28 protein-coding genes are annotated in these 26,710 nt (G+C 68.4%); 13 read left to right on the plus strand and 15 right to left on the minus strand.

What is annotated here, in order from left to right:
- Positions 1 to 80 precede the first annotated feature (80 nt).
- Positions 81 to 452, plus strand: coding sequence for a YciI family protein (locus H4W30_RS38195; RefSeq protein ID WP_192747206.1), 372 nt, complete (start codon positions 81 to 83; stop codon positions 450 to 452).
- 57 nt (positions 453 to 509) lie between these two features.
- Here the strand turns inward: H4W30_RS38195 and H4W30_RS38200 are convergent, their stop codons facing one another.
- A complete protein-coding gene (locus tag H4W30_RS38200; RefSeq protein WP_192747207.1) occupies positions 510 to 1,016 on the minus strand; it encodes a DoxX family membrane protein in 507 nt (168 codons plus the stop codon).
- Between the two features lie 129 nt (positions 1,017 to 1,145).
- Positions 1,146 to 2,177 carry a glycerophosphodiester phosphodiesterase family protein gene (locus tag H4W30_RS38205; protein WP_192747208.1) on the minus strand — a complete coding sequence of 344 codons (1,032 nt, stop codon included), beginning with the start codon at positions 2,175 to 2,177 and terminating at the stop codon, positions 1,146 to 1,148.
- Between the two features lie 71 nt (positions 2,178 to 2,248).
- Here H4W30_RS38205 and H4W30_RS38210 point away from each other — a divergent pair, with 71 nt between their 5' ends.
- The 8 genes from H4W30_RS38210 to H4W30_RS38245 all read left to right on the plus strand — a co-directional run bounded on the left by H4W30_RS38210 (position 2,249) and on the right by H4W30_RS38245 (position 8,836).
- Complete coding sequence (locus tag H4W30_RS38210; RefSeq protein WP_192747209.1) at positions 2,249 to 3,010, plus strand: MerR family transcriptional regulator; 762 nt, start codon at positions 2,249 to 2,251, stop codon at positions 3,008 to 3,010.
- A 264-nt stretch (positions 3,011 to 3,274) separates the two neighbouring features.
- Positions 3,275 to 4,465, plus strand: a complete 1,191-nt coding sequence (locus H4W30_RS38215) for an ATP-binding protein (protein WP_007032375.1) — start codon at positions 3,275 to 3,277, stop codon at positions 4,463 to 4,465.
- Positions 4,466 to 4,719: 254 nt separating this feature from the next.
- A complete protein-coding gene (locus H4W30_RS38220; protein ID WP_007032374.1) occupies positions 4,720 to 4,869 on the plus strand; it encodes a hypothetical protein in 150 nt (49 codons plus the stop codon).
- A gap of 234 nt (positions 4,870 to 5,103) precedes the next feature.
- The gene (locus tag H4W30_RS38225) at positions 5,104 to 6,027 is read left to right on the plus strand and encodes a bifunctional helix-turn-helix transcriptional regulator/GNAT family N-acetyltransferase (protein WP_192747210.1); all 924 of its coding nucleotides are present in this window, start codon (positions 5,104 to 5,106) and stop codon (positions 6,025 to 6,027) included.
- A gap of 1 nt (position 6,028) precedes the next feature.
- Entirely contained in the window at positions 6,029 to 6,304 is a 276-nt protein-coding gene (locus H4W30_RS38230) for a hypothetical protein (RefSeq protein ID WP_192747211.1), read from the plus strand.
- Positions 6,305 to 6,361: 57 nt separating this feature from the next.
- On the plus strand, positions 6,362 to 6,718 hold the full coding sequence (locus tag H4W30_RS38235; RefSeq protein ID WP_126736194.1) for a YciI family protein: 357 nt from the start codon (positions 6,362 to 6,364) through the stop codon (positions 6,716 to 6,718).
- Entirely contained in the window at positions 6,718 to 7,932 is a 1,215-nt protein-coding gene (locus tag H4W30_RS38240) for an RNA polymerase sigma factor (RefSeq protein WP_225950785.1), read from the plus strand. The genes H4W30_RS38235 and H4W30_RS38240 overlap by 1 nt, the downstream gene beginning before the upstream one ends.
- Positions 7,933 to 8,215: 283 nt before the next feature.
- On the plus strand, positions 8,216 to 8,836 hold the full coding sequence (locus tag H4W30_RS38245; protein WP_192747212.1) for a hypothetical protein: 621 nt from the start codon (positions 8,216 to 8,218) through the stop codon (positions 8,834 to 8,836).
- Position 8,837: 1 nt separating this feature from the next.
- Here H4W30_RS38245 and mctP read toward each other — a convergent pair whose 3' ends face one another.
- Both mctP and H4W30_RS38255 read right to left on the minus strand, forming a co-directional pair.
- On the minus strand, positions 8,838 to 10,481 hold the full coding sequence (gene mctP, locus H4W30_RS38250) for a monocarboxylate uptake permease MctP (RefSeq protein WP_192747213.1): 1,644 nt from the start codon (positions 10,479 to 10,481) through the stop codon (positions 8,838 to 8,840).
- Positions 10,478 to 10,756, minus strand: coding sequence for a DUF3311 domain-containing protein (locus H4W30_RS38255; RefSeq protein ID WP_192747214.1), 279 nt, complete (start codon positions 10,754 to 10,756; stop codon positions 10,478 to 10,480). The genes mctP and H4W30_RS38255 overlap by 4 nt, the downstream gene beginning before the upstream one ends.
- 203 nt (positions 10,757 to 10,959) lie before the next feature.
- On the opposite strand from H4W30_RS38255, the gene H4W30_RS38260 reads away from it, so the two are divergent.
- Both H4W30_RS38260 and H4W30_RS38265 read left to right on the plus strand, forming a co-directional pair.
- Entirely contained in the window at positions 10,960 to 12,576 is a 1,617-nt protein-coding gene (locus H4W30_RS38260; RefSeq protein WP_192747215.1) for an alpha/beta hydrolase, read from the plus strand.
- 260 nt (positions 12,577 to 12,836) lie between these two features.
- Positions 12,837 to 13,112, plus strand: a complete 276-nt coding sequence (locus H4W30_RS38265) for a helix-turn-helix domain-containing protein (RefSeq protein WP_192747216.1) — start codon at positions 12,837 to 12,839, stop codon at positions 13,110 to 13,112.
- Here H4W30_RS38265 and H4W30_RS38270 read toward each other — a convergent pair.
- The 11 genes from H4W30_RS38270 to H4W30_RS38320 all read right to left on the minus strand — a co-directional run bounded on the left by H4W30_RS38270 (position 13,109) and on the right by H4W30_RS38320 (position 24,653).
- Positions 13,109 to 13,684, minus strand: coding sequence for an EndoU domain-containing protein (locus tag H4W30_RS38270; protein ID WP_318780750.1), 576 nt, complete (start codon positions 13,682 to 13,684; stop codon positions 13,109 to 13,111). The two genes, H4W30_RS38265 and H4W30_RS38270, sit on opposite strands and share 4 nt — an antisense overlap.
- A 76-nt stretch (positions 13,685 to 13,760) precedes the next feature.
- Entirely contained in the window at positions 13,761 to 15,008 is a 1,248-nt protein-coding gene (locus tag H4W30_RS38275) for a DUF6297 family protein (protein ID WP_192747217.1), read from the minus strand.
- Entirely contained in the window at positions 15,002 to 15,607 is a 606-nt protein-coding gene (locus H4W30_RS38280) for an ABC transporter ATP-binding protein (protein ID WP_192747218.1), read from the minus strand. The genes H4W30_RS38275 and H4W30_RS38280 overlap by 7 nt, the downstream gene beginning before the upstream one ends.
- Positions 15,604 to 16,476 (minus strand): LLM class F420-dependent oxidoreductase, encoded by an 873-nt coding sequence (locus tag H4W30_RS38285; protein ID WP_192747219.1) that lies wholly within the window; start codon positions 16,474 to 16,476, stop codon positions 15,604 to 15,606. Before H4W30_RS38285 ends, H4W30_RS38280 begins: the two co-directional genes overlap by 4 nt.
- Positions 16,477 to 16,561: 85 nt before the next feature.
- Complete coding sequence (locus H4W30_RS38290) at positions 16,562 to 18,385, minus strand: phosphoenolpyruvate carboxykinase (GTP) (protein ID WP_192747220.1); 1,824 nt, start codon at positions 18,383 to 18,385, stop codon at positions 16,562 to 16,564.
- Positions 18,386 to 18,781: 396 nt separating this feature from the next.
- On the minus strand, positions 18,782 to 19,501 hold the full coding sequence (locus H4W30_RS38295) for a DUF6802 family protein (protein WP_192747221.1): 720 nt from the start codon (positions 19,499 to 19,501) through the stop codon (positions 18,782 to 18,784).
- 91 nt (positions 19,502 to 19,592) lie between these two features.
- Positions 19,593 to 21,428 (minus strand): dynamin family protein, encoded by a 1,836-nt coding sequence (locus tag H4W30_RS38300; RefSeq protein WP_192747222.1) that lies wholly within the window; start codon positions 21,426 to 21,428, stop codon positions 19,593 to 19,595.
- Positions 21,425 to 21,910, minus strand: a complete 486-nt coding sequence (gene grpE / locus H4W30_RS38305; protein ID WP_192747223.1) for a nucleotide exchange factor GrpE — start codon at positions 21,908 to 21,910, stop codon at positions 21,425 to 21,427. Before grpE ends, H4W30_RS38300 begins: the two co-directional genes overlap by 4 nt.
- Before the next feature lie 39 nt (positions 21,911 to 21,949).
- The gene (locus H4W30_RS38310; RefSeq protein ID WP_192747224.1) at positions 21,950 to 22,606 is read right to left on the minus strand and encodes a TetR/AcrR family transcriptional regulator; all 657 of its coding nucleotides are present in this window, start codon (positions 22,604 to 22,606) and stop codon (positions 21,950 to 21,952) included.
- The gene (locus tag H4W30_RS38315) at positions 22,603 to 23,082 is read right to left on the minus strand and encodes a YqeB family protein (RefSeq protein WP_192747225.1); all 480 of its coding nucleotides are present in this window, start codon (positions 23,080 to 23,082) and stop codon (positions 22,603 to 22,605) included. Before H4W30_RS38315 ends, H4W30_RS38310 begins: the two co-directional genes overlap by 4 nt.
- 47 nt (positions 23,083 to 23,129) lie before the next feature.
- Complete coding sequence (locus tag H4W30_RS38320) at positions 23,130 to 24,653, minus strand: dynamin family protein (protein ID WP_192747967.1); 1,524 nt, start codon at positions 24,651 to 24,653, stop codon at positions 23,130 to 23,132.
- 194 nt (positions 24,654 to 24,847) lie between these two features.
- Between H4W30_RS38320 and H4W30_RS38325 the strand changes: the two genes are divergently transcribed.
- Both H4W30_RS38325 and H4W30_RS38330 read left to right on the plus strand, forming a co-directional pair.
- Complete coding sequence (locus H4W30_RS38325) at positions 24,848 to 26,041, plus strand: sensor histidine kinase (protein ID WP_455423578.1); 1,194 nt, start codon at positions 24,848 to 24,850, stop codon at positions 26,039 to 26,041.
- A complete protein-coding gene (locus tag H4W30_RS38330; RefSeq protein ID WP_037307422.1) occupies positions 26,038 to 26,694 on the plus strand; it encodes a response regulator in 657 nt (218 codons plus the stop codon). Before H4W30_RS38325 ends, H4W30_RS38330 begins: the two co-directional genes overlap by 4 nt.
- The last annotated feature ends 16 nt before the right edge of the window (positions 26,695 to 26,710 follow it).

The raw sequence follows: 26,710 nt of genomic DNA on the forward strand, positions 1-26,710 counted from the left end.
TGTCGAACCGCCGTCGAGCCGCTCGACGCGTCGGTGAAGGCGGGGTAGAAACAGCCCCGCCAAGACACTGAGGAGCAGCGATGCGGTTTCTGATGATGCACCGGCTCGACGAGAGCGCCCCGGAAGCCCGGAACCCGAGCAAGGAGTTCATCGAGAAGATGGGCGCCTTCATCGAGGACTCGTTCGAGAAGGGCATCCTGATCACGGCGGAGGGCGTGCACCCGTCGGAGAAGGGCGCGAAGGTCCGCAAGGGCCGCGGCGGCAAGATCACCGCGACCGACGGCCCGTTCACCGAGGCCAAGGAGGTCATCGGCGGGTTCGCGCTGTTCAACGCCAAGGACCTGGCCGAGGCCGTCTCGTTCGCCGAGTCCTACGCCGCGCTGTTCGACGAGATCGAGGTCGAGGTGCGCACCGTCGTCGAGGCGGAGGACATCGAGGCCCTCACCTCGTGACCCCGCGCGTTTAGTCCTCTGGATACGCCTCGCATCCAGAGGACTAAACGCGGGCGTTTACTTCGTGATGGCCTTCTCGGCCTTCTTCGCCAGCTTCTCGGCGCGCTTCTCCGTCTTGGAGGCGGCCCGCTTCGCGCGCCAGCCGAGCGACGGCTTGCCGGCGGTGTCGGCGGCGGCGAGCAGCAGGCCACCGGCCAGGCCGGCGTTCTTGATGAACTGGATCTGCTGCTGCTGACGTTCGGCCGGTTCGTTGATCTCCCAGAACCGGTGCGCGGCCAGCGTCGTCGGGACGAGGCTGCCGAGCAGCAGCAGCGAGGCCAGGCGCGGCGCCTTGCCGGCGGCGAGCGCGACCCCGGCCCCGACCTTCACCGCGGCGTCGATCCGGACGAGGGTGGCGGGGTCGCGCGGCACCGATTCCGGCACCACGCCCTCCAGCTTGTCGAAGGACTGGGTGAGGAACGGCTCCGCGGCTTTGGCGTGCCCCTGGGTGTCCCTCAGCGCGCCGATCCCACCGGAGATGAAGATCGCGGCGAGAAGCGGACGTGCGACGCGACGGAGAATCACGGTCGTAACCTTTCTGATCCGGACCCGGGAAACAAACCTAACCCCAGTCTTCCCGCCCGCCACGTCGCCGAACCGCGCTAACGGTGTATCCCGGAATATTTCTCTGGCACTAGATAGAGCTAGATTCCTCTAGCGGGCTCGATACGACTTCGGCAGCTTGAAACCGCGGTCCGCCGCGACCTCCCGCAGCCGGTCCGGGTAGTCGGTGATGATGCCGTCGACGCCGTCGTCGATGAGCTTGTGCATGGTGGCCGGGTCGTTGATCGTCCAGGGCACGACCTTGATCCCGGCCCGGTGCGCCTCGGTGACCAGGGCCTTCGTCGTGAAGGGCCGGTAGTCGGGGTCGCCCACCTTGCCGCCCTGCGGGTTGCCGTGCACCGGCGAGAGCGCCTTCGCGCCGAACGACTTCACCGCGCGGACGGGGCTGCCGCCGAAGTCGTCGATGTCGAGCCCGCCGAGCCACGGCGATTTGCCCGGCTGCCCGACCTGCAGGAACTCGGGCTGGGTCAGCGCGACCGTCGGGAGCCACGGCGCGACCTCGCGGAACCGCATCAGCGCGCCCCAGTCGAAGCTCTGGATCGAGACGTTGTGCGCGAACCCGCCGCGCACGATCTCGCGCACGGCCCGCTGGACGAACTGCTCACGCGGCGCCGTCTCGTGCGGCGCGGCGGCCTCGACCTTCGTCTCGATGTTGAACTTGAGACCCCAGGCGTGGTGGTCGCGGGCGAGCTGGAAGAGCTCGGCGAGCGTCGGCATCTTGGCGCCGGGGGAGAGCGTCTGGCCGGGATGCGCGGGCTGCCGGATCGAACCGCAGTCCAGCGTGCGGACCTGTGCGAACGTCAGGTCCTTCACGTATTTGCCGACGTACGGGTACGCCGGGTCGCCGGGCGTCGCGGGCGCGGTGTCGCGGCACTTCGCGGGGGTCGTCTTGCGGTCGTGGGTGATCACCTCGCGACCGTCCTTGGTGATCTGGATGTCGAGTTCGAGCGTGGTCACCCCCAGCTCCATCGCCTTGCCGAAGGACGCGAGCGTGCTCTCGACCGTGAGGCCGAGCCCGCCGCGGTGAGCCTGGATGTCGAAGGTGCGACGCGGATGCGCGTCGGCGACCCCGGCCGTCGTCAAGGTCAGCGCAGCGGCGATGACCAGCGCGAATGTCTTCATTCGTGAACCATGCCACGGACGGGTGAACTTCGATTGACTTTGACGCAACGTCAACCTCTACCTTCGTGGACATGCCGAACGAGAAGGAGTGGTCGATCCAGGACATCGCCCGCTCGGCCGGGACCACGAGCCGCACGCTGCGCCACTACGGCGACATCGGGCTGCTCGAACCGAGCCGGGTGGGGAGCAACGGATACCGCTACTACGACCAGGACGCGCTGGTGCGGCTGCAACGGATCCTGCTGCTTCGCGAACTCGGGCTGAGCCTGCCCGCGATCGGCGAAGTCCTCGAAGGGGAGCAGGACACGACAGCGGCGCTGCGCACGCACCTGAAGTGGCTGGAGCAGGAGCGACAGCGGCTCGGACGGCAGATCGAATCGGTCAGGACGACCTTGAAGAAGACAGAAAGAGGTGAACAACTGATGGCAACGGAAGTGTTCGACGGCTTCGACCACACGAAGTACGAGAAGGAGGTCACCGAACGCTGGGGCGCCGACGCCTACAAGCAGGGTGACCGGTGGTGGAAGTCGCTGAGCGCCGAGGACAAGAAGGCGCACCAGCAGGAGCAGAAGGACATCGCCGCCGCTTTCGGTGAGGCCCGTGCCAAGGGTCTGCCCGCCGACGGTGACGAGGCCCAGGCGATCACGCAGCGGCTGTACGAGTGGCTTCGGCCGGCCGTGCGTGCCGTGTCGAAGGGCTACTTCGCCGGTCTCGGGCAGCTGTACGTCGACGACCCGCGCTACGGGCAGTACGACGAGAAGCACGGCGAGGGGACCGCGGAGTACATCCGTGACGCGATGGCGGTCTACGCCGAGCGCAACCTGCGCGACTAGGAACGAGGGACGGGGCTGCAGACCCGTCCACTCGGAGTAACCGCAAGGTCTCCCGAAGGGCGCCCAGCGCCCGACGGAGACTTCATCGTCGCGCGCCTCTTTTTGGCCGAAGGCCACGGAAATGCGATGAAGAGGCGCCGATTTGATCAAGGTAGGGGCAGAGCGGAGCCGCGCCTCTTCGGCGCTTTTCCGTCAGCGCGACACGCCGTAGGCAAATATCACCGAATATCGGGCGAGAGCTAGAAACGCCGATAGCGTGTGAGAGTGGATCCCATCCGCAACCCCTTCGCCCCGGGCGCCGGTCAACGGCCGCCCGAGCTGGCAGGCCGCGTGCGCGAGCTCCAGGCCTTCGAGGTCGTGCTCGAACGGGTCGCCCGCGGGAGACCCGAACGCAGCCTGATGCTGACCGGCCTGCGTGGCGTGGGGAAGACCGTGCTGCTGGGCGAGCTGCGTTCGCGGGCCATCAAGCACGGCTGGGGCGCGGGCAAGATCGAAGCCCGCCCGGACACCGAACTTCGGCGGCCGCTGTCGGCCGCGTTGCACCGCGCGATCCGCGACCTCGCCGTGCGCCATCGCGCGCCGGACCGGGTCGAGCAGGTGCTCGGCGTGCTCAAGGCGTTCGCGCTGCGCGCCAACAAACCGGACGCGAAACTCCGTGACCGCTGGCAACCGGGCATCGACGTGCCCGCCGCTCAGGGCCGCGCAGATTCGGGCGACATCGAGATCGACTTGGTCGAGCTGTTCACCGAGGTCGCCGAGCTGGCGGCCGACGTCGGCACCGGGGTCGCGCTGCTGATCGACGAGATCCAGGACCTGCTGCCGGAGGACGTTTCCGCGCTCTGCGCCGCCTGCCACGAGCTGTCGCAGTCCGGGGCGCCGCTGGTCGTGGTCGGCGCGGGGCTGCCGCACGTACCCGCCGTCCTTTCGGCGTCGAAGTCGTACTCGGAACGCCTCTTCCGTTACGCGCGTATCGACCGGCTGGAGCGCGAAGACGCCGACCTCGCGGTGATGGCGCCCATCGAACGCGAGGACGCGGGCATCGAACCGGAGGCGCTGGACGCCCTGTTCGACGCGTCGGGCGGATATCCGTACTTCATCCAGGCCTACGGCAAGGCCGCCTGGGACGCCGCACCGGCGGATCCGATCACCGTGAAGGACGTCCAGGTCGCGGCGCCAGAGGCCGAATCGGAGCTCGCGGTCGGCTTCTTCGGCTCTCGCTACGAGCGCGCGACACCTGCCGAACGCGAGTACCTGCTCGCGATGGCCGAGCTGACCCAGGGCCGGGACGAGTCCGCCGGCACCGCCGATGTGGCCGTCTACCTGGGGCGGAAGCCTTCCTCGCTGTCTCCGGCGCGGGACAGCCTGATGAAGAAGGGCCTGGTGTACTCCGCCGAACGCGGGCACATCGCCTTCACCGTCCCGCACTTCGGCCACTACCTGCTCGGCCGGGACTAAGCCTCTCTCAGGCTGTATCGCGTAAATCCTAGAAAGCGGTAGAGAGTCCTACCGCCGCTTTGTCGCACCTTCGGCGTTACCAAGAAGTGACCGGCGCCACCAAATCTCTCCGGTTTTACGCTCTTGTTGCCGATGATTCATCGGCAGGTGTGCCAAGTCACCGGATAATCGTTGGCTTCCTTGTGAAAAAGGGTGCATACTAGAAGCACAGCCACGAAGACGCAAGATCTACTCCCAAGGGGATGACAAAACCGATGAACAACATCGCCGCCAAGCTCCGTGCCCGTCGCGCCGAGGCTCGTACTCGCCGGGCCCTGAACCGGGCGATCGACACCGCGGCCACCGCGACCGTTCGTCAGGAGCTCATCGCTATCTCCCAGGCGCGTCACACGCACATGCGCTGACCCGACAACAACCGTTGTAGGTGTCGCCCGTTCGAGTGACCTACGACACATAGTGCGTGAGGTGTAACGCCGCGGAACGCGGCGTCGATACCCACTACGACCCCGTGATGCTGGCGGACCCCCGACCTGGCAGCATCACGGGGTTTCCATATGTCCGGACCCGAAAGATTTCTTGCCTTCACCGCTTCGCGGGGTAACACTTGACCCAGTCAACGAATCTGTTGAGGTGGTCAAATGAATCGATCCGCGGACCGGGTGGCGACCGTCCGGGCCTTCAACCGCCTGTACACCGGCGTGATCGGCGTCCTCGACGAAGGACCGGCCGACGCCGAGTACTCCCTGAGCGAAGCCAGGGTCATCTTCGAACTCGCGCAGCAGGATTCGACCCAGGTCACCGACCTGCGCAAACGTCTCGACCTCGACGCCGGGTACGCGAGCAGGCTGCTCGCGAGGCTCGAAGGGCGAGGTCTCCTCACCCGCGAACGCAGTGACGAGGACGCACGCCGTCAGATCGTCCGGCTGACCGAGAACGGCCGTAAGGCGTTCGCCGTCCTCGACGAACGATCCGTGGGCCGGATCGGCTCGCTGCTCGGCAAGTTCGGCGAAGACGAGCAGAAACGGCTGCTCGGCGCCATGGACACGATCACCTCTCTGGTCGGCGAGCGCGCCTCGGATCCCGCGCTGGTCCTGCGCCCGCCCCGGCCGGGTGACTTCGGCTGGGTGGTCCACCGCCACGGCGCCCTCTACTCCCGCGAGTACGGCTGGGACGAACGTTTCGAAGCGCTCGTCGCCCGTGTCGTCGCGGAGTACGTCGACCGGCGCGGAGACCCGCGCCAAGCGGGCTGGATCGCCGAACTCGACGGCGAACGCGTCGGCAGCATCTTCTGCATGCCCGCCGAAGACGGCACCACCGCGAAGCTGCGGATGCTGCTCCTGGAACCGGCCGCGCGGGGACGTGGCGTCGGGAAACGCCTGGTCGCCGAATGCGTCGAGTTCGCGAGGGCCTCCGGCTACCAGGCGATGGAACTCTGGACGGTCTCGTTGCTGGAGGCGGCGCGGGCGATCTACCGGAAGGCCGGCTTCCAGCTGGTGAGCGAGGAGACGATCACGGGCTTCGGTTACGAGCTGACCGGGCAGACCTGGCGGCTGGAGCTGTGAGGTGTTCGTCGTCTACTGCCCCACCTGCGACCGCCGGTCCGTGGTCGGGGTCGGCTCGATCGATTTCGTCGACGACCTGACCCCGGGCATGATCTCCGTTTCCGGTCGCTGCCCGGATGGCCATTACGCCGTCCTCCTGACCGGGAAGGCCTTCGCGCCCCACGAACCGTGTGTGCGCGACGTCCGGCAGGTGTTGAAACGGCGGCGCCGCCGGACCAGGCTGAGTGCCTGGTTCGCGCGGCAGCGTGAACTGCACGACCGGCTCTTCCGCTACTGATGTCGATTCGCCGGGGGCTCGTTCGTCTAGGGACCATCGATCCCCAAGGAGGACACCATGCCCCACTACATCGGTTTCATCCGTTCCACCGCGGACTCGCACGACCACCTCGGCCCCGACGAAGCGCAACGTGTGCTCGAGAGCTATCTGGCCTGGGCGGACGAACGCACCAAGGAAGGCCGCTTCGTCGGCGGTGGTGGGCTGTCGAGGGGCGGCCGGGTGCTGCGCGGTTCCGGCGGTGAGGTCGGCGCGACCGACGGCCCGCACACCGAGGCCACCGAGATCGTCGGCGGCTACCAGGTGATCGAGGCCGCGGACCTCGATCAGGCGGAGAAGATCTTCGCGACGCATCCGCATCTGGCGTTCGGGCCGATCGAGGTGCGCAAGGTCGGCGAACGCGGTTGCGAGGACTGATGCGCCCGGCCGGCGTGGTGGAGCATCTGTTCCGGCACAGTGCCGGGCGGATCGTCGCCACGCTGGCCAGGGCACTCGGCCCCGAACGGCTGGACCTCGCCGAGGAGGCCGTAGCCGACGCGCTGGAACAGGCGCTGCGCACCTGGCCGCAGTGCGGTGTGCCGGACAACCCTCAGGGCTGGTTGTTCCGCGCCGCCCGGAACCGGGCGATGGACGTTGTCCGGCGCGAACAGACGTTGCGCGCCTTGCTGCCGCGGCTGGTGGAGCTCGACGGTCACGAGGACGGCCGGGGCACGGACGACGAACTCGTGCTGATGTTGCTGTGCTGCCATCCCGCGCTACCGACGGTCTCGCAGGTGGCGCTGACGTTGAAGACCGTCGGCGGGCTAGGGGTGAACGAGATCGCGGCGGCCCTGCTGACGAAACCGGCGACGGTGGCGCAGCGGCTCGTGCGGGCGAAGAAGTGGTTGCGGGAGTCGGGAAAGCCGCTTTCACTGCCGGGTCCGGACGCACTGGAGTCCAGAGTGGACAGTGTGCTGGCCGTGCTCTACCTGCTCTTCAACGAAGGCTACGACGCGACGACCGGAGAGGTCGCGGTCCGCGGCGAACTGTGCGGGGAGGCGATCCGGCTGGGGCGACTGCTGCTAGCTGAGCCGAAGACGGATCTGCCGAGGGTGCGGGCGCTGGTCGCGCTGATGCTGTTGCAGGGGAGCAGGCTGCCCGCGCGGGTCGACCGAGAGGGGGATCTGCTGCTGCTCGACGAGCAGGACCGGGACCGCTGGGATCACGCGATGATCGCCGAGGGGACGCGGCTGTTCGAGCGGGCGTGCACCGGGCCGGAGATGTCGGCGTACCACGTCGAGGCGGCGATCGCGCTGTGCCACAGCACCGCTTCGCCGCCGGACTGGCGCCGGATCGTCGGCCTGTACGACGATCTGCTGGCGCTGCGGCCGTCGCCGGTGGCGCGGCTGAACCGCGCGATCGCGCTTTCGATGGTGGACGGCGCCGCCGCCGGGATCGCGGAACTCGAAGCCATCGAGGCCGACCTGCCGGACTACACCCTGCTTCCCGCCGTGCTCGGCGCACTGTGGCTGCGGGCCGGCGACCCGGCGCGAGCCGCGGAACACTACCGGCGAGCGCTCGCGCTGCCCTGCTCGGAACCGCAACGCCGCTTCCTCACCCGACGCCTGACGGCCTGCTCCACAACGCCCTGACCAGCTCTTTTTGCTTTGCCCCGCGCGTTACCCCACCCCCCACCACTCCCAGGGGGGCGCGCCCCGCACCAGCGTATCGGGAGGGGGTGACGCGGGGTGGGTTTCGGTGGTCCAGGGGGCCGAGTTGTCCACAACGGTGGGTGGGTGTGGACAACTCGGGGTGGGTGTCTCGAAGGGGACCTTGGGGACGTTGAACGTCTCAAAGGGCCCCTTCAGGACTCGGAGATCCGGTGGGCGACGTCGAAGACATCCGCAGTTCACGCGGGCACGGTTACCTGGGGGAGTGAACTGGACGGCGTACGTCGACGGCTACTGCGAACGCCTCGCCCCCGGGCTCTGGGGCGAGCCGCTCAACAGCCTCAGCAATCTCGCGTTCCTGATCGCGGCCATCGCGGTCTGGCGGCAGCCGAAGGGCCGCGTGTTCGGCGCCCTTATCGGGCTGGTGTTCCTCGGCAGCACGGCATTCCATCTGCTCGCCACCCGCTGGTCCGCGGCCGCGGACACCGGCTTCATCCTGGTGTTCGTCCTGTACTACGCCGCCGTGTTCCCGCACGTGTTCTTCGGCGTCCGCCGACGGCTGGCCTGGCTCGGCATCCCCGTGTTCCTCGCCTTCACCGCCGTCGTCGCGTCGCTGGGCGGCGGGCTGTACCTGTCGGCGTTGATCGGGCTCGTGATCTTCGCGGTCATTCTCAGGGGTGAAGACCGTCGCAGGTTCGCGCTCGCCGCGGGCGTTTTCGGGGTGTCCCTTTCGTCCCGCACGGCCGACCACACCGTCTGCGGGAATTTCCCCGCCGGGACGCATTTCCTCTGGCACCTGCTGAACGGGCTCGTGCTCTTTCTCGCCGCGAACGCCGCGACGAAAAGGGCCGCGTCCCGGCAGGACGCGGCCCCTTCTCGAAGCTGACTCAGTGGACGCCGATTTCCCGGAGATCCTTGTCGTGTTCGTCGGCGTGATAGTCCGCGGCCTCGGTGTCGTCCGTGCCGTTGAAGACCTTCAGCTGCCGCGCGATCACCGTGAAGATCACGGCGATCAGCAGGTTCGCGATCAGCGCCACGAACCCGACGTAGATCTGCAGCTGCGAGCCGCTGAGCGGGTGCCAGCCGAAGATCGACAGATCGCCGAGCTTCAGCGCCGAGCCACCGAAGTGCGCCTTGCCGGTCGCCGGGTTGGGGATGTTGTAGAGCATGACCAGACCCCAGCCGATGCCGACCACCCAGCCGGCGATCAGGCCCCAGCGGTGGAACCACCGCGTGTAGAGCGAGATCGCGACCGCCGGCAGTGTCTGCAGGATCAGCACACCGCCGATGAGCTGTAGGTCGATCGAGAACTGCGGGTCGATGAACAGGATGAACGCCACCGCGCCGAACTTCACGATCAGCGAAGCGAGCTTGGCCTGCTTCGCCTCTTCGCCCGGCGTCGCGTTCTTCTTGATGTACTCCTTGTAGATATTGCGGGTCCACAGGTTGGCCGCCGCGATCGACATGATCGCCGCGGGCACCAGCGCGCCGATGCCGATCGCGGCGAACGCGATCCCGGCGAACCACGACGAGAACTGCGTGTCGAACAGCACCGGGACGACGGTGTTCGTGTCCGGCTTGCCGGTCGCGTTGTTGGTGATCGGCGAGACCGACGCGCTGATGGCGACATAGCCGAGCAGCGCCAGCAGGCCCAGCACCAGCGAGTACGCCGGCAGCGCGACCATGTTCCGCTTGATCACGCTGCGGCCGCGCGAGGCGAGCACGCTGGTGAGCGAGTGCGGGTACAGGAACAGCGCGAGCGCCGAGCCGAGGGCCAGCGTGGCGTACTGCAACTGGTTGTTGGCGTTGAGCAGAATGCCGTCCGCCTGCGAAGGCGTCTTGTCGAACTTCGCGTCGGCCGCGTCGAAGATCTCCGACCAGCCGCCGAGCTTCGAGGGCAGGTAGATGATCGCGACGATGATGACGAGATAGATCAGGATGTCCTTGACGAACGCGATCAGCGCGGGCGCGCGAAGTCCCGACTGGTAGGTGTAGACCGCCAGGATGATGAAGGCGACCAGCAGCGGCAGGTGGCCGACGATGCCGGAGCCGTTGATACCCATCGTCCGCAGCACGGCTTCGAGGCCGACGAGCTGCAGCGCGATGTACGGCATGGTCGCGACGATGCCGGTGATCGCGATCAGCAGCGCCAGCGTCGGCGAACCGAACCGGCCGCGGACGAAGTCGGCGGGCGTGACGTAGCCGCGGACACGCGAGACCGACCACATGCGCAGCGCCGGCATCAACACGATCGGGTAGACGATGATCGTGTACGGCAGCGCGAACAGGCCCATCGCGCCGGCGCTGAACATCAGCGCGGGGACCGCGACGAACGTGTAGGCCGTGTAGAGGTCACCGCCGAGCAGGAACCAGGTGATCCACGAGCCGAACTTGCGGCCGCCGAGACCCCATTCGTCCAGGTGGTCGAGGGTGTTGCCGGCCTTCCAGCGGGACGCGACGAAGCCGAGCACGGTGACCACCGCGAAGAGGATCGTGAAGATGATCAGCTCTGGCCATTGGATGTTGGTCACTTGACGTCCCCCTCGTCGAGCTCGTCCACGGACAGCCGGTCGGGACGCTCACTGGTCGGCTTGTCCTTGGTCATCACGTAGACGATCCAGGTGCACAGGACACCGACCGCGACGAACACGAACTGGAACCAGTAGAAGAACGGCATCCCGAACAGCCGGGGACCGTCCGAATTGAACAAGGACGTGATCAGCACCAGCAACGGGATGATCAACAGGAGGTTCCAGGGGCTGAACTGAAAACCCCTCACCTTCCCGTCTGCCTTACCTGACACCATCGGACCTCACCTAACGTTCCCGTACCCCCGGATGGTCCCGATGACCCTAGAACCTCTCCCCCGTCCGGGTCACGCGCGCCCGATATCGATTTGATCAGCGACGCCTCATCCGACGAAGGGCGGTTGCCGTCCCGGGCCCCGGCGGATATCAATAGCCGCAGTCGCGAACAGGAACTTCGCACGCATGATCAAAGGGGCATCGGATGAAGAAACTCCGCTATGCGGTGGTGATCCCGGCTGTCGCCGGCACCATGCTGGCCGGGTTCACGCCTGCGTTCGCAGGGCCGGAGGCTGCCGGGCAGCAGCCGCTGAACTCCACCAACATTCCGGCGAAGTACGCGGACCAGAAGCTGGACTGGCACAAGTGCACCGCCAGCGAGCTGCCGTCCGCGCCGCCTCCGGGGGCCGAGAACATCGAGTGTGCGACCTACCGCGCGCCGCGTAACTGGTACAAGACGAACGAGAACATCGACCTGACGATCGCCGTCAGCCGTCTCGCCGCCACCAGCGGCAAGGCGACGGCCAGCGTCATCACGAACCCGGGCGGCCCCGGCGCTCCGGGCCGTAACTTCCCGGCTCGCCTGCGTAACCAGACGAAGCTTCGCGCGAACCAGGAGATCATCGGTCTCGACCCGCGCGGCACCGGCAAGAGCACGAACATCACCTGCGGCAACGCGATCGGCACCGGTTCGGACCTCGACCCGCGCGACCGCAGCCGGGCGAACCTCAACCTGATCCTGGACGCCACCAAGTACGCGGCGGACTCCTGCCAGGTGAAGTCCGGCGAGCTGGGCCCGCTCATCAACACCGCGCAGACCATCCGCGACATCGACCTGCTGCGTGTCCTGCTGGGCCGCGACAAGATCAACTGGGTCGGCTACTCGGCGGGCACCTGGATGGGCGCGCACTACGCGCAGCAGTTCCCCACCCGGACCGGCCGCTTCCTGCTCGACTCCGCGACCGAGTTCACCACCACCTGGCAGAACTCGTTCGACTGGCAGCCGCTCGGCTTCGAGCGCCGCTGGCGTCAGGACTTCTTGCCGTGGATCGGCAAGTACGACAAGGTCTACGGCTTCGGCAAGACCGGTGAAGCCGCGCGCCAGACCTACGAGAAGGTCCGCTTCGCGCTGACCCAGAACCCGGTCGAGGTGGACGGCGTCCCGGTTTCGGCCAACGCCCTCGACTCGACCATCGCGTCGTACCTCTACTCGAAGCGCAACTTCACGGCGCTGGCCGACTACCTGGTCAACCTGAAGACGCTGACCGAGGGCACCTCGACGCAGCAGCAGAAGGCCTCGGCCGCGCAGAAGGTCAAGGCGGAGACGGTGGACGGTGACGGCGTCATCGGCCCGCAGCCGCTGTTCGTCCCGACCGACGGCGACTCCTACAACGCCAGCTTCTGGTCCATCCCCTGCAACGAGGGCCCGTGGTACGGCAACCGGAACAGCGTGATCCGGCAGTCGCAGAAGCTGATCGACCGTGATCTGCCGCTGCTTGGCGCGGGCTGGCTGATCCAGCCGTGCATCTTCTGGAAGAACAAGCCGGTCGACCTGCCGAAGCTCGACGGCCGCGGCGTCCCGCCGGTACTGATCGTCCAGTCGGTGAACGACCCGGCGACCCCGCTCGAGGGCGCGACCCGTGCGCACCGCGCGTTCGCCGGCTCGCGGATGATCACCGTGACCGGTGAGGGTGACCACGGTATCTACGCCGGCGGCAACGCGGGTGTGGACAAGGTCGTGGAGGACTACCTCGTCGACGGCAAGGTGCCGAACGACCAGAGCCTCCCCGGACTCCCACTTCCGGTGCCCGCGGGCGCCTGAAGCCACTAGGGATTGTGGCCCCGTCGAGTTTCGGCTCGGCGGGGCCCTTTTCTTGGGGTTGTCCACGACCTGTGCACAGAGTTGTCCACAGGCTGGGGGTAACTCGGCGGGGACAACTCCGCGGGCGGTGGTGGCGACCGGGTCGGATAGGCCGGATCGCGTGTGACTGGACGGACGACACGCGTGATTGAAGGCGTAACTCGCGTGATTGGGGGCGTAACTCGCGGGTGCCTGGGCGGGCCGGTATTAGTATTGGCGCCATGGTGCGAGTGCCGTTGACGGACGAGGAACGTGAACGCGGCGAGCGGCTGGGCCTGGCGCTCCGGGACGCGCGCGCGGCGTCGTCGCGGAGCATGGTCGAGGTCGCGGCGGAGGCCGGGATCTCGGTCGAGACGCTCCGGAAGATCGAGACCGGGCGGATCCCGACGCCCGCCTTCTTCACGGTGATGGCGATCGCGGACGCCGTCGGGCTGCCGCTGGACGCGCTGCGGGCGGCGGCCGAAGGCGGAGCCGACGAGGTCGCGGAAGCGAGCTAGGGGCGCAGGACGGCCAGGGCGTGTGCCCGGTCGTTCAGGTAGAGGAAGCCGTCGATCGGCAGGTCGAAGCTGTTCAGCAGGCTTTCCAGCGTGGCGTATTCGTCCACGCCCAGCCGCAGGTTCTCGTTCAACGCGTGCGCGACGAGGACGTCGGCCAGCTCTTCCCACTCACCCGACCAGTGCAGGGTGCGATAGAAGGCCAGGACGTCCGGCACGATCCGGTCGCCGATCTGGTCGAGGAGGCTGTCGCCGAAGAAGCTGATCCGGCCGGCGGCGAGGTCGGCGACGGTCGGGTTCGCCGGGTCGGCGGCCGTGTCGGGATTGCGGACCACGCCGGGGCCCGCCACCGGATAGCCCGTCTTGACGTTGCCGTTGTCCTCCACCAGCACGATCAGGTGCACGCCGTACCGTTCGCCGGCGCACCGCCAGCGGCCGTTGTGCATTCTGCGGCGGGGTTCGCTCGGATCGTTGGCGACGTCCTTGATCACCGCGATGATCTGCTCGTCGGTCCAGCCCGCGGGGAACTCGCTGGTCGCCCGCCGTCCCTTTCCCGGTGCGTGCCCGCCGCCCACTCGTGCTCCTTTCGTCGCATCGAGGGTAACCCGCGTTCGGAGTATCCGAATGATCCGAACGCGGGAACGGGTGACCTCAGGCGAACACGCTGAGCAAGACGGCGCCGACCGCGAGCACGTCGACTCCCCGCAGGGCCTGGAATCCGGCGGCCCCACCGCTGACGTCGTAGTTCATCGGCGGCCGGGTCGCCGTCCGCGCCGCGGCGACGACGGCGAGCGGGATCGCGAGCCACACCGGCCAGGCTGGGGAGACGCCGAGCGCCAGCGTCACCAGGCCGAGCAGGAGCCCCCAGACGAGGCCGAGCAGGGCGATCACCAGGCCGTTGACCAGCCGCAACTCCCAGTCGGACGCGCCGAGCCACCGCCTGCGGCCGGGGTTGCGCCACAGTTCGCCGAGCCCGCCGACGAACGGCACGAGCGCCGCGTACGCGCCGAGCGCGAACAGCGGCGCGGCCGGGATCGCCGGGAAGGCCAGGTGCGCGACGCCGACCAGGCACGCGATCACCACACTGGCCGCCGCGTAGCGCATCCGGCCGAGCACCCCGGCCCACGCGAGCCGCAGCGTCGTCGGACGCCGCAACGACACCCACGGCACCGGCTTCGACTCCGGGATCAGCAGCATGGGGTCCATGAAGACGGCGGCCATCGCCCGCAGGAGCCGCGCGTTCCAGCCGTCGACGAGTTCCTGACGGCCGACCCCGGACATCGGCTCGCCGCCGAAGGCCACCGCGACCGCCACCACGAACAACGCGCCGGCCAGCACCTCGACGGCGATCGGGCCCCAGCCGGCGGCGGCGAACGCCAGACCGGCCACGGCGAGCACGACCGGAGCGAGCGTTTCCCCGCGGATCGCCGTCCGCCGCGCGGTGACGGCGGCCAGGATCGCCCCGGACGCGGTCAGCGCCGACATCGCGATCCACACGTCCTTCGAGCCGCCGCCGATCGCGGTGACCAGCGCCCCGGTGTAGCCGACCACCAGGACCAGCCCGGCCCAGAGCGTCCACATCCGTTTGACGACGACTCGGCGCCTGTCGACGCGGGCGAAGTCCATCCACGTCAGCGCCGCCGGCTCGGCCCAGACGAAACCGCGGCGCAGCAGGCCGCGCCAGAACATCGCGCACAGCACGATCAGCAGCCCGAACACCGCCGGAAAGTCCACAACGGACTGTCCAAAAAGGAAGTCCCGGAGCTTCGGCAGGTTCTGGAAGGCGGTGAACAGCGCGCCGAACCCGAACAGGGCCAGGAAGGTCTGGTAGTCGCCGTTGAACAGGCCGCCGAATCGCTGACGCCCTGGGACGTGCGTGGGCGCTTTCGTCGTCACCACAGCTCAAGCGTGGAGTCGGCCGCTTCCAGCAGCGGGGGATGATGCGTGGCCACGACGACGGCGGCTCCGGCGGAGGTGGAGCGCTTGATCAACGATGTCAGCCATTCTTTCCCGGCGACATCGAGCGCCCGTTCGGGCTCGTCGAGCAGCAGGACGTCGTGCGGCCGCGCGGTCGCGCCGAGGAGCAGCAGACGACGGCGTTGCCCGGCCGAGAACTTGCCCGCGGTGACCTTCGCGCGTTCCGAAAGCCCCGCGTCCGCCAGAAGCGCGTCGAAGTCGCCGAGATCGGCCCCGAACGAGCCCTCCAGCAGTTCGAGATGCTGGAGCGGGGTCAGCTCGGCGAAGAAGTCGGAGTCGTCGAACAGCACGGAAACCTTGCGGCGAAAGGAAACGTCGCGTTCGTCGGGTTTACCGCCCGCGACGACGACGCGGCCCCGTTGCGGGGTCTGCGTTCCGTACAGGCATCGCAACAGGGTCGATTTCCCGACCCCGTTGGGGCCGACGATGACGGCGCATTCGCCCGCCTCCACTTCGAAATCGAGTCCGTCGAACAGCCAGTGCTCCCCGGCCTGCACGCCGAGCCCTCGTACGTCGATCATTTGCCGCGCAACAACTCGATCACCGGCGCGAGCGCGTCCATGTTGTGCTCCAGCACGGTGAAATAGGTGAAACCGAACCGCTCGCGATGCGCCAGGATCTGTTCGGCGATCTGCTCGTGGGTGCCGACCAGAGCCGTCGGAAGTTCGGCCAATTGCTCGACGGTGAGCTTGCCGTCGAGCAGCTCCCGCAGGCTCTCCAAACCCTCTTGCCGGTCTTCGACCACGGCGACGAAATGCGAGAGGATATTGAATTCGGCCTCGCGTCCGTTCAGTTTTCCGCGGACGAAGTTCACCCGCTCTTCGATTCCGGCCGCGTCCTCGACGGCGAGCGCGCCGCCGTCGGGAACGGCCGCCGTGCCGGTGAATCCGATGATGTCGGCGTGTTCGGCGGCGAGCGTGAGCAGCCTGTCGCCGCGGCCGGCGATCATCAGCGGCGGGCCCGGCTTCTGCACCGTCGGCGGTTTGTGGCTTTCGTCGGCATAGAGCCGGTTGAGCACCTTGATGGTGTTTTCGAGATGGTCGACGCGCTTTCCGGCGCGCGGGAACTCCATTCCCGCCGCTTCGAATTCGGCTTTCACGTAACCGGCCCCCAGGCCGAGCTCCAGCCTGCCCTCGGTGAACTGGTCCGTGCCGGTGACGTCGCGGGCGAGCAGCACCGGGTTGTAGAAGGCGGTGTTGATGACGAAGGTGTTGAGCCGCGGACGGGTCGTCACCTCGGCGGCGAGCACGAGGGCCGGGAACGGCGGCGCCATGCCGAGATGGTCGGCCGCGCCGATCACGTCGAAGCCGAGGTCCTCGGCCTTGCGGCACTTCTCGACCCACGCCGCACGGGTCTCCGGGACGACCATGTTGACGCCGAATCTGACCATGCCGCCACGGTACCGAGACCGAAAGAAGAAGGCCTCATCCTCGGGAATGACTCCGAGGATGAGGCCTTCTCCGGCGTTCGGGCGATCAGCCGAGGCGCTGCTTCAACGCGTCGAGCTCGTCACGCAGGGAAGCCGGGACCTTGTCGCCGATCTTCTCGAACCACTCCTCGATGAGCGGCAGTTCCTGGCGCCACTCTTCGGCGGAGACGTCGAGCGCGGCCTGGATGTCGGCCAGCGGCTCCTTGAGGCCGTCGGTGTCGAGGTCCTCGGCGTTCGGCACGAAACCGACCGGGGTCTCGTTCGCGTTGCCCTTGCCCTCGACGCGCTCGATGACCCACTTCAGGATCCGCGAGTTCTCGCCGAAGCCCGGCCACAGGAAGCGGCCGTCGTCGCCACGGCGGAACCAGTTGACGTAGAAGATCTTCGGCAGCTTGTCCGCGTCGGCGTTCTTGCCGAGGTCCAGCCAGTGCTTGAAGTAGTCACCGGCGTGGTAGCCGAGGAACGGCAGCATCGCCATCGGGTCGCGGCGCACGTTGCCGACCGCGCCGGCGGCGGCCGCGGTGGTCTCCGACGACATGGTGGCGCCCATGAACACGCCGTGCTGCCAGTCGCGGGCCTCGTTCACCAGCGGGACCGTGGTCTTGCGGCGGCCGCCGAACAGGATCGCCGAGATCGGCACGCCCTGCGGGTCGTCCCACTCGGGCGCGAGGATCGGGCACTGCGACATCGGCGTGCAGTAACGCGAGTTCGGGTGCGCGGCCTTCTCTTCCGACTCCGGCGTCCAGTCCTGCTTCTTCCAGGAGGTGGCGTGCGCGGGCTTCTCGCCCATGCCCTCCCACCAGACGTCGCCGTCGTCGGTGAGCGCGACGTTCGTGTAGACCGTGTTGCCCTTTTCGATGGTGCGCATCGCGTTGGGGTTGGTGTGCCAGTCGGTGCCCGGCGCGACGCCGAAGAAGCCGAACTCCGGGTTCACCGCGTACAGGCGGCCGTCCTCGCCGAACCGCATCCACGCGATGTCGTCACCGAGGGTCTCGGCGCGCCAGCCGGGGATGGTCGGCTGCAGCATGGCGAGGTTGGTCTTGCCGCAGGCGCTCGGGAACGCCGCCGCGACGTAGTGGACCTTGTCCTCGGGCGAGATCAGCTTGAGGATCAGCATGTGCTCGGCCAGCCAGCCCTCGTCGCGGGCGATGACCGAGCCGATGCGCAGCGAGTAGCACTTCTTGCCGAGCAGCGAGTTGCCGCCGTAGCCGGAGCCGTAGCTCCAGATCTCGCGGGTCTCGGGGAAGTGCGAGATGTACTTGGTGGTGTTGCACGGCCACGAGACGTCCTCCTGGCCCGGCTCCAGCGGCGCGCCGACGGAGTGCAGGGCGGGGACGAACTCGCGCTCGGTGCCGTCCTCGGTGACGAACTTGTCCAGCGCGGCCTTGCCGGCGCGGGTCATCACGCGCATGGAGGCGACGACGTAGGCGAAGTCGGTGATCTCGATGCCGAGCTTGGGGTCCTCGGCTCCAAGGGGGCCCATGCAGAAGGGGATGACGTACATCGTGCGACCGCGCATGCAGCCGCGGTACAGCTCGGTCATCGTGGCCTTCATCTCGGCCGGGTCCATCCAGTTGTTGGTGGGACCGGCGTCGGATTCGTTCTCGGAACAGATGAAGGTGCGCTCTTCGACGCGGGCGACGTCATTCGGGTCGGAAGCGGCCCAGTACGAGTTGGGCTTCGCGTCGAGCTGCACGAACGTGCCGGCGGAGACCAGCTCGGCGTTGATCCGGGCGGCTTCTTCGTCGGACCCGTCGACCCACACCACACGGTCCGGAGTGGTCAGTTCGGCGACCTCCCGGACCCAGGACAGCACGCCACTGTGCGTCGTCGGCGCATTTTCCAGTCCAGGGATGGCGACTGCGGTCATCTCTACTCCTGACTTCCGACGGCAGAAGCCCACACCGGGAACGACGCTGTTCCGATGCGGGCTTCGATGCCGGCGACCGAATGGCTTCGCACACCGGCGGGAAAGCCGGTGTGCAGGTTTTGGGATTCCCCGAGAGTAGCCGGATGACCGGCAGGTAACCGAGAGCTGACCTGTCGGTTCTCTCACAAGAACGATAAGGGAATCGATTCAGTATCACCGGAATGGGCCATACGCAGAAATTCTTCCGGTGACCGATGGCACAGCGGCCGGACGAATCGGACATGAGAAAGCCCGGCACGAACTCTCGTGCCGGGCCGTTCTGTGACCAGGATTACAGGAATGACCTCTTCGAATTGGCCTGGACCATTCTTGTATTGGTCCAGGCCATTTCGGGAATCAGTTGGGGCTGATCCACTGGCCGGTGGCGGAATCGATCTTCGCCACACCTTCGAGTGTTTCGGTGCCCGCGCCACCCCACGCCGCGTCGCCGGCCGGGTCACCGCCGGTCGCCGGGACGCTCGCGAAGGCCGCGCCGATGTCGTTGTTGACCACGCCGCTGCCGACCTCGGTCCACTGGCCGGGCCCGGTGTGCTCGTAGGTCTTCGAGTTGCCGGAGGCGTCGGTCTCCACCGCGATGTCGGCGCTGCCGTCGCCGTCCTTGTCGGTGAAGGCGATCGTGCGGCCGTCCTCCGTCTGGACGACGGCGGTGTCGGGGGTCCCGTCACCGTCCGTGTCGATGGTGGGCGGGCCGACCTCGACGTCACCGCTGGGCATGTCGGCGTGCATGGTGCCGCTGGTGCCCGCGTCGGAACCGTCGTCGTTGCCACCGCCACCGGCCTCGACCCAGGAGCCGGAAGCCTCGTCGTAGACGGCCTCCTGGACGACCTTGCCGTTCTCGTCGAGCACCGCGTACTGGTCGGCGTCGCCGTCGCCGTCGGTGTCGACGAACGCCTGGCCGGTGCCGTCCTCGTGCTGGATGACCGCGGCGTCGTTGACGCCGTCCTTGTCGAGGTCGTAGTTGAGCTCGGCCTGGTACTCCTCGCCGTCAACGTGGACGGTGACCGCTTCGGTGGAGCCCGACTCGGTGTCCGTGCCGCCGCTCTCGTCGACCCACATGGGATAACCCCCTCGTTGACCTGCTGGTGTGTCGAAGCTTATGACTCACCGTAGGCCGGTTCGGTTCCGGTCCACAACAGGACCGCCCGGGTCAGGCGTCGCGCAGTGACCGAATGCGACCGAGCAGTGCCTCGGCGCGGTCCCGGCCGTCCGAGACGTCCTTCAGGCGCTTCGCGACGACGGAGATCTTCTTCGCCCGTTCCTGCGCGCCCATCTTGATCGTCTTGTCGACTTCCTTCAGCTCCGCCTCGATCGCGTCGATGCGGCGGCCGAGGGCTTCGTCGAGCGCCATCGACAGCTGCTGTTCGGCCTCGATCAGCTGCTCCGCGACGAGCTGGTCCAGCGTGGACCGCGCGTCGGCGATCGCCTCGACCAGCCACTGCTTCATATGCTGCTTGTCGGACGCGTGTTTGCGGGTCCGCGCCATCCACCAGCCGGCGCCGAGGCCGATGATGATCGTGGCCGGCAGGATCACCGGGTTCAGGATCGCGACCCCCGCCAGCGGCAGCGCGGCGACCTTCCCGGCGCCGAGGCCACCGGAAACCCCCATGAAGATGAGCAGTTTGTCCTCGGCCGTCGGCGGTTTCTTGTCCGGCGGGCGCAGCACGACCGGCGGGCCGCCCGCCCTGGCGAACTGACCGCGGATGATTTCCAGCTCTTCGGGCGAGAACAGCTCCGAAAGCGCGACGTTGGTGACCTGGTTGAGCCGTTGTGAGAGCAGCATCGAGATGCGCTGCGATGTCGTCTGCAACGCGATATCGACCTGCTGGGGCAGCGCGGCGAGGGCGTCGCGCTTCGCGCCGTCGATCAGCTGACGGAAATGCGTCGACGCGTCGCGCATCTGCCTGCTGGTTTCGTGCCCGACCTCGACACGGGTCCGCTGAATCTCCGCGCGCAGTTTCAGCTGCCAGCCCCGTGTCGAAGACCGGCGCTCGGTGGTCAGGTCGTCTCGGCGCTGGCGCAACTGCTCGGCCTCGGCCTCACCGGCGGACAGCGCGCGGCTTTCCGCCTGGAGCTTCGCCTTGAGCTCGCCGAGCGCGCTCGACAACGCGCGCAGGGTGTTGGCCTCGCCCAGCATCGCCGAGCGGCCGACCAGCATCTCCTGCAGCGCGCCCTGGAGCGCGGCGATCCCGGCCTTCTCGCGCAGCATCGTGGCCATCTGCTCGTTCGGGGCCTTGGCCGCCGTCTCGAACATGCGCGCGGACACCGGGTGGAACACCGCGTCGGCGAACCGGGGAGCGTGTTCGGCGAGCAGCCGCCGGTCGGCTTCGAGGACCTCGCGCCAGCCGCGGAACTGGTCGGTCTTGGTCAGCGCGAACAGCACGGTCTCGACGCGTTCGCCCATGTCGTGCAGGAACTGCAGCTCCTGCGCGGTGAACGGCGACGACGAGTCCACGACGAACAGCAGCGCGGTGGCGCCGGCGGCGGCCTCCTTCGCCAGCTCGCCGTGCATCGAGTCGAGCCCGCCGACGCCCGGCGTGTCCACAATGGACACTCGTTCGAGCAGCGGGACCGGGCCGGAGACCTCGACGTAGCGCGGCGGGATCTGCCCTTCCGGCAGCTCGTGCGCGGCCGAGACCCAGTGGATCAGGTCGTTCAGGTTGATCGGCACCGGCGCCAGCTGGCCCGGATAGCAGGCCTGCGCGGACCACTGCTCGGCGTGCTCGAAGACGAGATACGTCGCGGTGGCGACGTCGGCGTCCACAGGGGACAGTCCCGGCATGGACAGGAGCGCGTTCACGAGCGAGCTCTTGCCGCGGTTGGTCTCGCCGACCACCACGACCGACGGCTTCTTCGGCCGCGCCTTCCGGATGTCCTCGACCCATTTCGCGGCCTGGGGATCGGCTTCGCGGACGATCGTGAGCAGCTGTTCACGCGTGCTCTTGACGACCGCGGGCAGGTTGGCCGCCGCGCTCGGAGCGGTCACTGGGCCTTCTTCGCGTAGACGATGACGATCGGCGCGCGCAGGACCCGCTCGTGATCGGCGAACCCGACCACCTCGGTCTCCGCGACGAGCCCTTCGAGCGCCGGGTCCTCGGTTGCGACCGCGCCGCCCGCCTCGTGCACGGCGGGGTCGAACCGCTCGCCGTCCGGGCGCAGGGCACGGACGCCGATCCCGGCGAGACCGTGTTCGAGCCGCTCGACGACGCCGCCGCTGCGCGCGCGATCGAGGGCGTACAGGCAGAGCTGGATCAGCGCCTGCCTGTCGGCGAGAGCCTGTTCGAGGTCGGCCGGACCCGTGGTCGTGGACTCCACATCGGTGTTCGACGCGGCTTCGACGGCCTCGGTTCCCTCGGACGGCGAAGTCTCTCCGTCCGCTTCGGCGATGATCGCCGCGGAGATCTGACCGGTCGGCACGTCGTCCGGATTCACGTCTTCGACCGCCTTCTTGCGCAGCCAGGCACCCACCCGAATCGACCCCCGTAACTGGTGTCCCGGGCCTACCGATCAGCCCGGGGAGATTTCACCAGTGTCGGGCACGGGCCCGTCGGCCGGGGGCGGAATCGGCAGAACAGGACGGAGGAATCTGGCGATCAGCTCCTTCATCACCGCGAGTTCCGCCACCGGATCGAGGTCCGGCTCCAGAATCACGCGGGAAAGCGGCGCGTCGACCAAGGCGACGAGCCAGCTGGCCACCGTCCGCGGATCGAACCCGGGATCGATCCGGCCCGCCTCCATCGCCCGCGTCACCAGGCCGACGAGACCGTCACGCAGCGCGCGGTCGTTGCCCTGGATGAGCCTGGCCAGGTCGGCGTCGCGGGAACACTGCGCGGCGACCTCGAGGACGAGCTTGGCGATGACCGGATGCAGAAGCTGTTCCGACACGTGGGTGATGACCTGGAGGATGGCTTCCCCCGGGTCCTCGATCTCTTCGGCGGCCGCGATCATGGCCGCGGTCTCGTCGGCGTCCTGCTCGAAGATGCCGACGAACACCGCGCGCTTGTTCGGGAAGTAGTGGAACAGGCTGCCGGTGCTGATCCCCGCGGCGCGGCAGATCTCCGCCGTCGTCGTCTTCTCGAAGCCCTTCATCGCGAAACAGCCCGCGGCGGCGTCGAGGATGGCGCGGCGTTTCGCCTCGTGCTTTTCCGGGTCGACCGTCCTCATTTCACCGGCGGGGGCTCGTCGAGCCACGGGTAGCCGTGGTCGAGGAAGGCCTTGGCGACGGCCTTGCGGTCGACGTCGCCCTTCTGCCGCACCAGCTCCCGGCCGTCCGCGGCGAGCAGGACGAGCTCCTTCCCGTCGAGGAAGACGGCCTCCAGCTCCGCTTCGTACGCGCGGCTGCGGCCTTTGGTGGTCAGCGTGATGCGCGTCGGCGTCACCTTGACGATCAGCCGCTCGTGCGCCCAGACCGCGGCGAAGAACAGTCCGAGGACCAGGCCGACGCCGATGCCGGTGACCGTGCCCCAGGGCTGGGGGATCTCCGAGACGAGCTTGAAGGGGCCCTTGAACGGGACCCAGCTCAGGGACGCCACCCAGCCCGAGATCGAGTGGAGGAACCAGCCGAGCGCGGCCCCGGCCAGCGGGCAGCCGATCCAGGAGGCCGTGCGCAGCCACTGGGGCTCGTCGACGATCGTTTCCATGCGCTCATTATTAGACCGAGCGCTCGGTTTATCAATCTCGGGTGCATTTAGTCGCGGATCTGCTGCCAGATGAGGAAGTACGCCCGGTGCACGACGTGCGCGACGCGGCTCTGGGCGGGCGTCGCACCGAAGGACGCGAAGGAGCGCCACCAGCCGGCGCGCTCCAGGGCGTGGGCCGCCAGCTCGGCGCGCGGAGCACCCGGCTTGCCCAGCTGGGCGCCGATGTCCGCGTTGCTGCCGACCCGCAGGACCTCCTCGGACAGGTCCTCGGGCATGTCGACGGCGCCGGACGCGACCAGCGTGAGCGCTTCGAGCAGCCGCAGCTGGTGCGCCTCGGGCTTGGCGAGCAGGACCTCGATCGCGTCGTGGACGCGCTGCCGCTCGGCCGGGTCGCCGGACGCGTGGGCCAGCGCGGTGACCGAGGCCAGCGCGGCCGCCGCCTTGATGCCGTCGGCGCGGGCGGCGAAGACGATGCTCAGCCGCTGGCGGACGGCTTCGAGCCCGGAGGCGTCGAGCAGCTTCCGGCGCAGCGAGCCCGCGGTGATCTCGGGTTCCTTGCGGATCGCCTCGACGGCGTACCGCACGCCGAACAGGTCCAGTTTCTCCAGCAGCCGCAGCCGGGTGCCCGCCGCGACGTCGCATTCCCAGCTGGTGAAGATGTCCGCCGAGATCAGCATGGTCTCGAGGATGTCGTCGTCCATCTCGGCCAGCTGCCGCAGCGCTTCGGCGTCGGGCGAGGTGAACCCGCCGGACTCGGCCGACTCCGCGATCAGCCCGATCACCGGCAGCACGTCCGCGACGCGGGGCTTCAACGTCGCGGCCTGCTTCTCCGACAGGAGCGTCGCGGCCTTCCACACGTCGCCGCCCGAGCCTTCGACCGACTCCGGCGCGATGGTGTCCGCCTTGTTGAGCACCGCGATCGCGTTGACCGGGCCCGCCTCGCGGCTCGCGGTCGCGGCGGTGAACGCGGCGAGCGCCTGCTGGTCGTCGGCGCGCACGCCCTGGGTGACCACGTAAAGCACAGCCTCGGCGCCGGCGACGGCGTTGCGCGAGGTGTCGTCGAGCTCGTCAGAGCCTTCTTCGTCAGCTTCGTCGTCTTCGGGTTTGCGGTGCTTCGCCGCGCCCAGCAGCTCCTCGGTTCGCGACACCGAAGCGGCGTCGAGCGAGCCGAGGCCCGGGGTGTCGATCACGGTCATGCCCTGCAGGACCGCGTTGGTGAGGTACGCCTCGATATGGGAGACCTTGTCGATGTCGATGCCCAGTTCGGCCGGGATCATCCCGTCGGCGGAGAAGGGCAGCACCTGTTTGCGGCCGTCGTTGAAGACGATCTCGACCCGGTCGACCGTGCCGTACTGGAACCTGGTCACCAGCCGGGTGCACTCGCCGACGTCGGTCGGCGCGACCCGGCGCCCGATCAGGGCGTTGACCAGGGTGGACTTCCCCGATTTGATCCGGCCCGCGACGGCGACCTGCAGCGGGCCGCCCAGGCGTCGCAGCACCTCGGCGAAACCGGCCGCGGTCCGCGCGGACACCTGGGGCTGGAGGCGGTGGCAGAGGTTCGCCACCGACATCGACAGCGGGCCGGCGAGACGGCCCTGCTCCGTCGCTGAGGTCACGGTGCCCACCCCTCCCAGTCGTCGAGCACACCGAGGGGAATCGTGCCATGCCGCTCATCCTCGGGTCGCACCGAAGGTGGTACCGGCGACCGACGCGCGGGCGGCACCGGCCGACATAGTGTTACCAGGTGCGACGGTTGAGCCTCTGGATGCGTGCCCACCCCATGGCCGGGGACAGTTTCATAGCCGTCGTCCTGCTGCTGACCGACCTGCTGTTCTTCGTGGCGGCGGCCGAGACGCCGGAAGTCCCGATGCCGCCCTGGTACGTGGTCCTGCCGCTGGACGTGGTGATGGTCGCCCCGCTGGTCTTCCGGCGGAAGGCGACGCTGTGGTCGGCGTACCTGGTGCTGCTGATCGGCATCCCGCACAGCGCGCTGGAACTCGGCGCGGCGAGCGGGCTGGCGATGATGATCAGCATCTACTCGGTGCTGGTCTACGTCGGGCGCAAACAGGGCCTGTTGTACCTGGTGATCACGCTGGTCACCTCGGCGATCCAGCTGTGGGCCGACCCACCGGAGGACGTGTGGGTGCTGGCGATCATCGGCGTCTTCTCCAGCGCACTGTGCTGGACGCTCGGCGAGTTCGCCGGCGCGAGGCGCGCCTATCACGAGGAGGTGGAAGCCAGGTTGCATCTACTTGAGACGGAACGGGACCAGGCGACCAGGATCGCCGTCGGCGAGGAACGCGGACGTATCGCCCGTGAGCTGCACGACGTGGTCGCGCACGCGGTGAGCGTGATGGTCGTGCAGGCCGACGGCGCGTCCTACGCGGTCGACGGGAATCCCGAGATGGCGAAACGGGCCCTGCAGACGATTTCGGAGACCGGCCGCGGCGCGCTCGCCGAGCTGCGGCGGCTGCTGGACGTGCTCCGCAGCGACGGCGACGACGAGCCGCGCGTGCCGCAGCCCGACGCCAGCGCGGTGACCGACCTCGCGGACCGGATCCGGCAGGCGGGGGTGCCGGTGACGCTGGCGATCGGGCCGGACGCGCTGGCCGGCCTGCCCGCCGGGGTGTCCCTCGGCGTGTACCGGATCGTGCAGGAGTCGCTGACGAACACGCTGAAACACGCCGGCCAGGGCGCGCAGGCCGAGGTGGTGGTGCGGCGGGAGGCGGACGTGATCGACGTCAAGGTCACCGACGACGGCGCCGGCCGCGCAAGACAGCTGGTGCCCATGGCGGCGAAGCACGCCGCGCCGCCGCGGAAACTCACCGTCCCCGGTGGGAACGGATTGATCGGAATGAGGGAACGGGCGAACGTCTTCGGCGGCACGCTGGAGGTCGGGCCCGCCCCCGGTGGAGGGTGGCAGGTGCACGCGAGGCTCCCGGTTAGGTTGGCGACGTGATACGGGTGGTGGTCGTCGACGACCAGGAATTGATGCGCGTCGGGTTCCGGATGGTCCTGGGCGCGCAGGCCGACATCGACGTCGTCGGCGAGGCGGGTGACGGCGCACAGGCCATCCGGCTGGCCGAGGAACTGCGGCCCGACGTCGTGCTGATGGACGTCCGGATGCCGGTGCTGGACGGGGTCGAGGCGACGAAGCGGATCGTCGAGGCCGGGACGGCGCGGGTGCTCGTGATGACGACGTTCGACCTGGACGAGTACGTCTATTCGGCGTTGCAGGGCGGGGCGAGCGGGTTCCTGCTGAAGGACACGCAGCCGGATCACCTCGTGTCGGCGCTGCGGGCGGTCGCTTCGGGTGACGCCGTGGTCTCGCCGTCGGTCACCCGGCGGCTGCTCGACCGGTTCGTCGGCGGCGGCGGGAAGCCGATGCGGGACGCGGCGGAGCTCGACGTCCTCACCGAACGGGAGCGGGAGGTGCTCGTGCTGATCGCGAAGGGCCTTTCGAACCTGGAGATCGCCGAGACGCTGTTCCTGTCCGAGGCGACGGTGAAGACGCACGTCGGGCGGATCCTGTCGAAGCTGGACCTGCGGGACCGGGTGCAGGCCGTGGTGCTCGCCTACGAGACCGGGCTGGCGCGTCCCGGGGTCAGCTGAAGTCGCGCGGGAAAGT

The sequence above is a fragment of the Amycolatopsis roodepoortensis genome (assembly GCF_014873915.1).
In the GTDB taxonomy this organism is placed as follows: Bacteria; Actinomycetota; Actinomycetes; order Mycobacteriales; family Pseudonocardiaceae; genus Amycolatopsis; species Amycolatopsis roodepoortensis.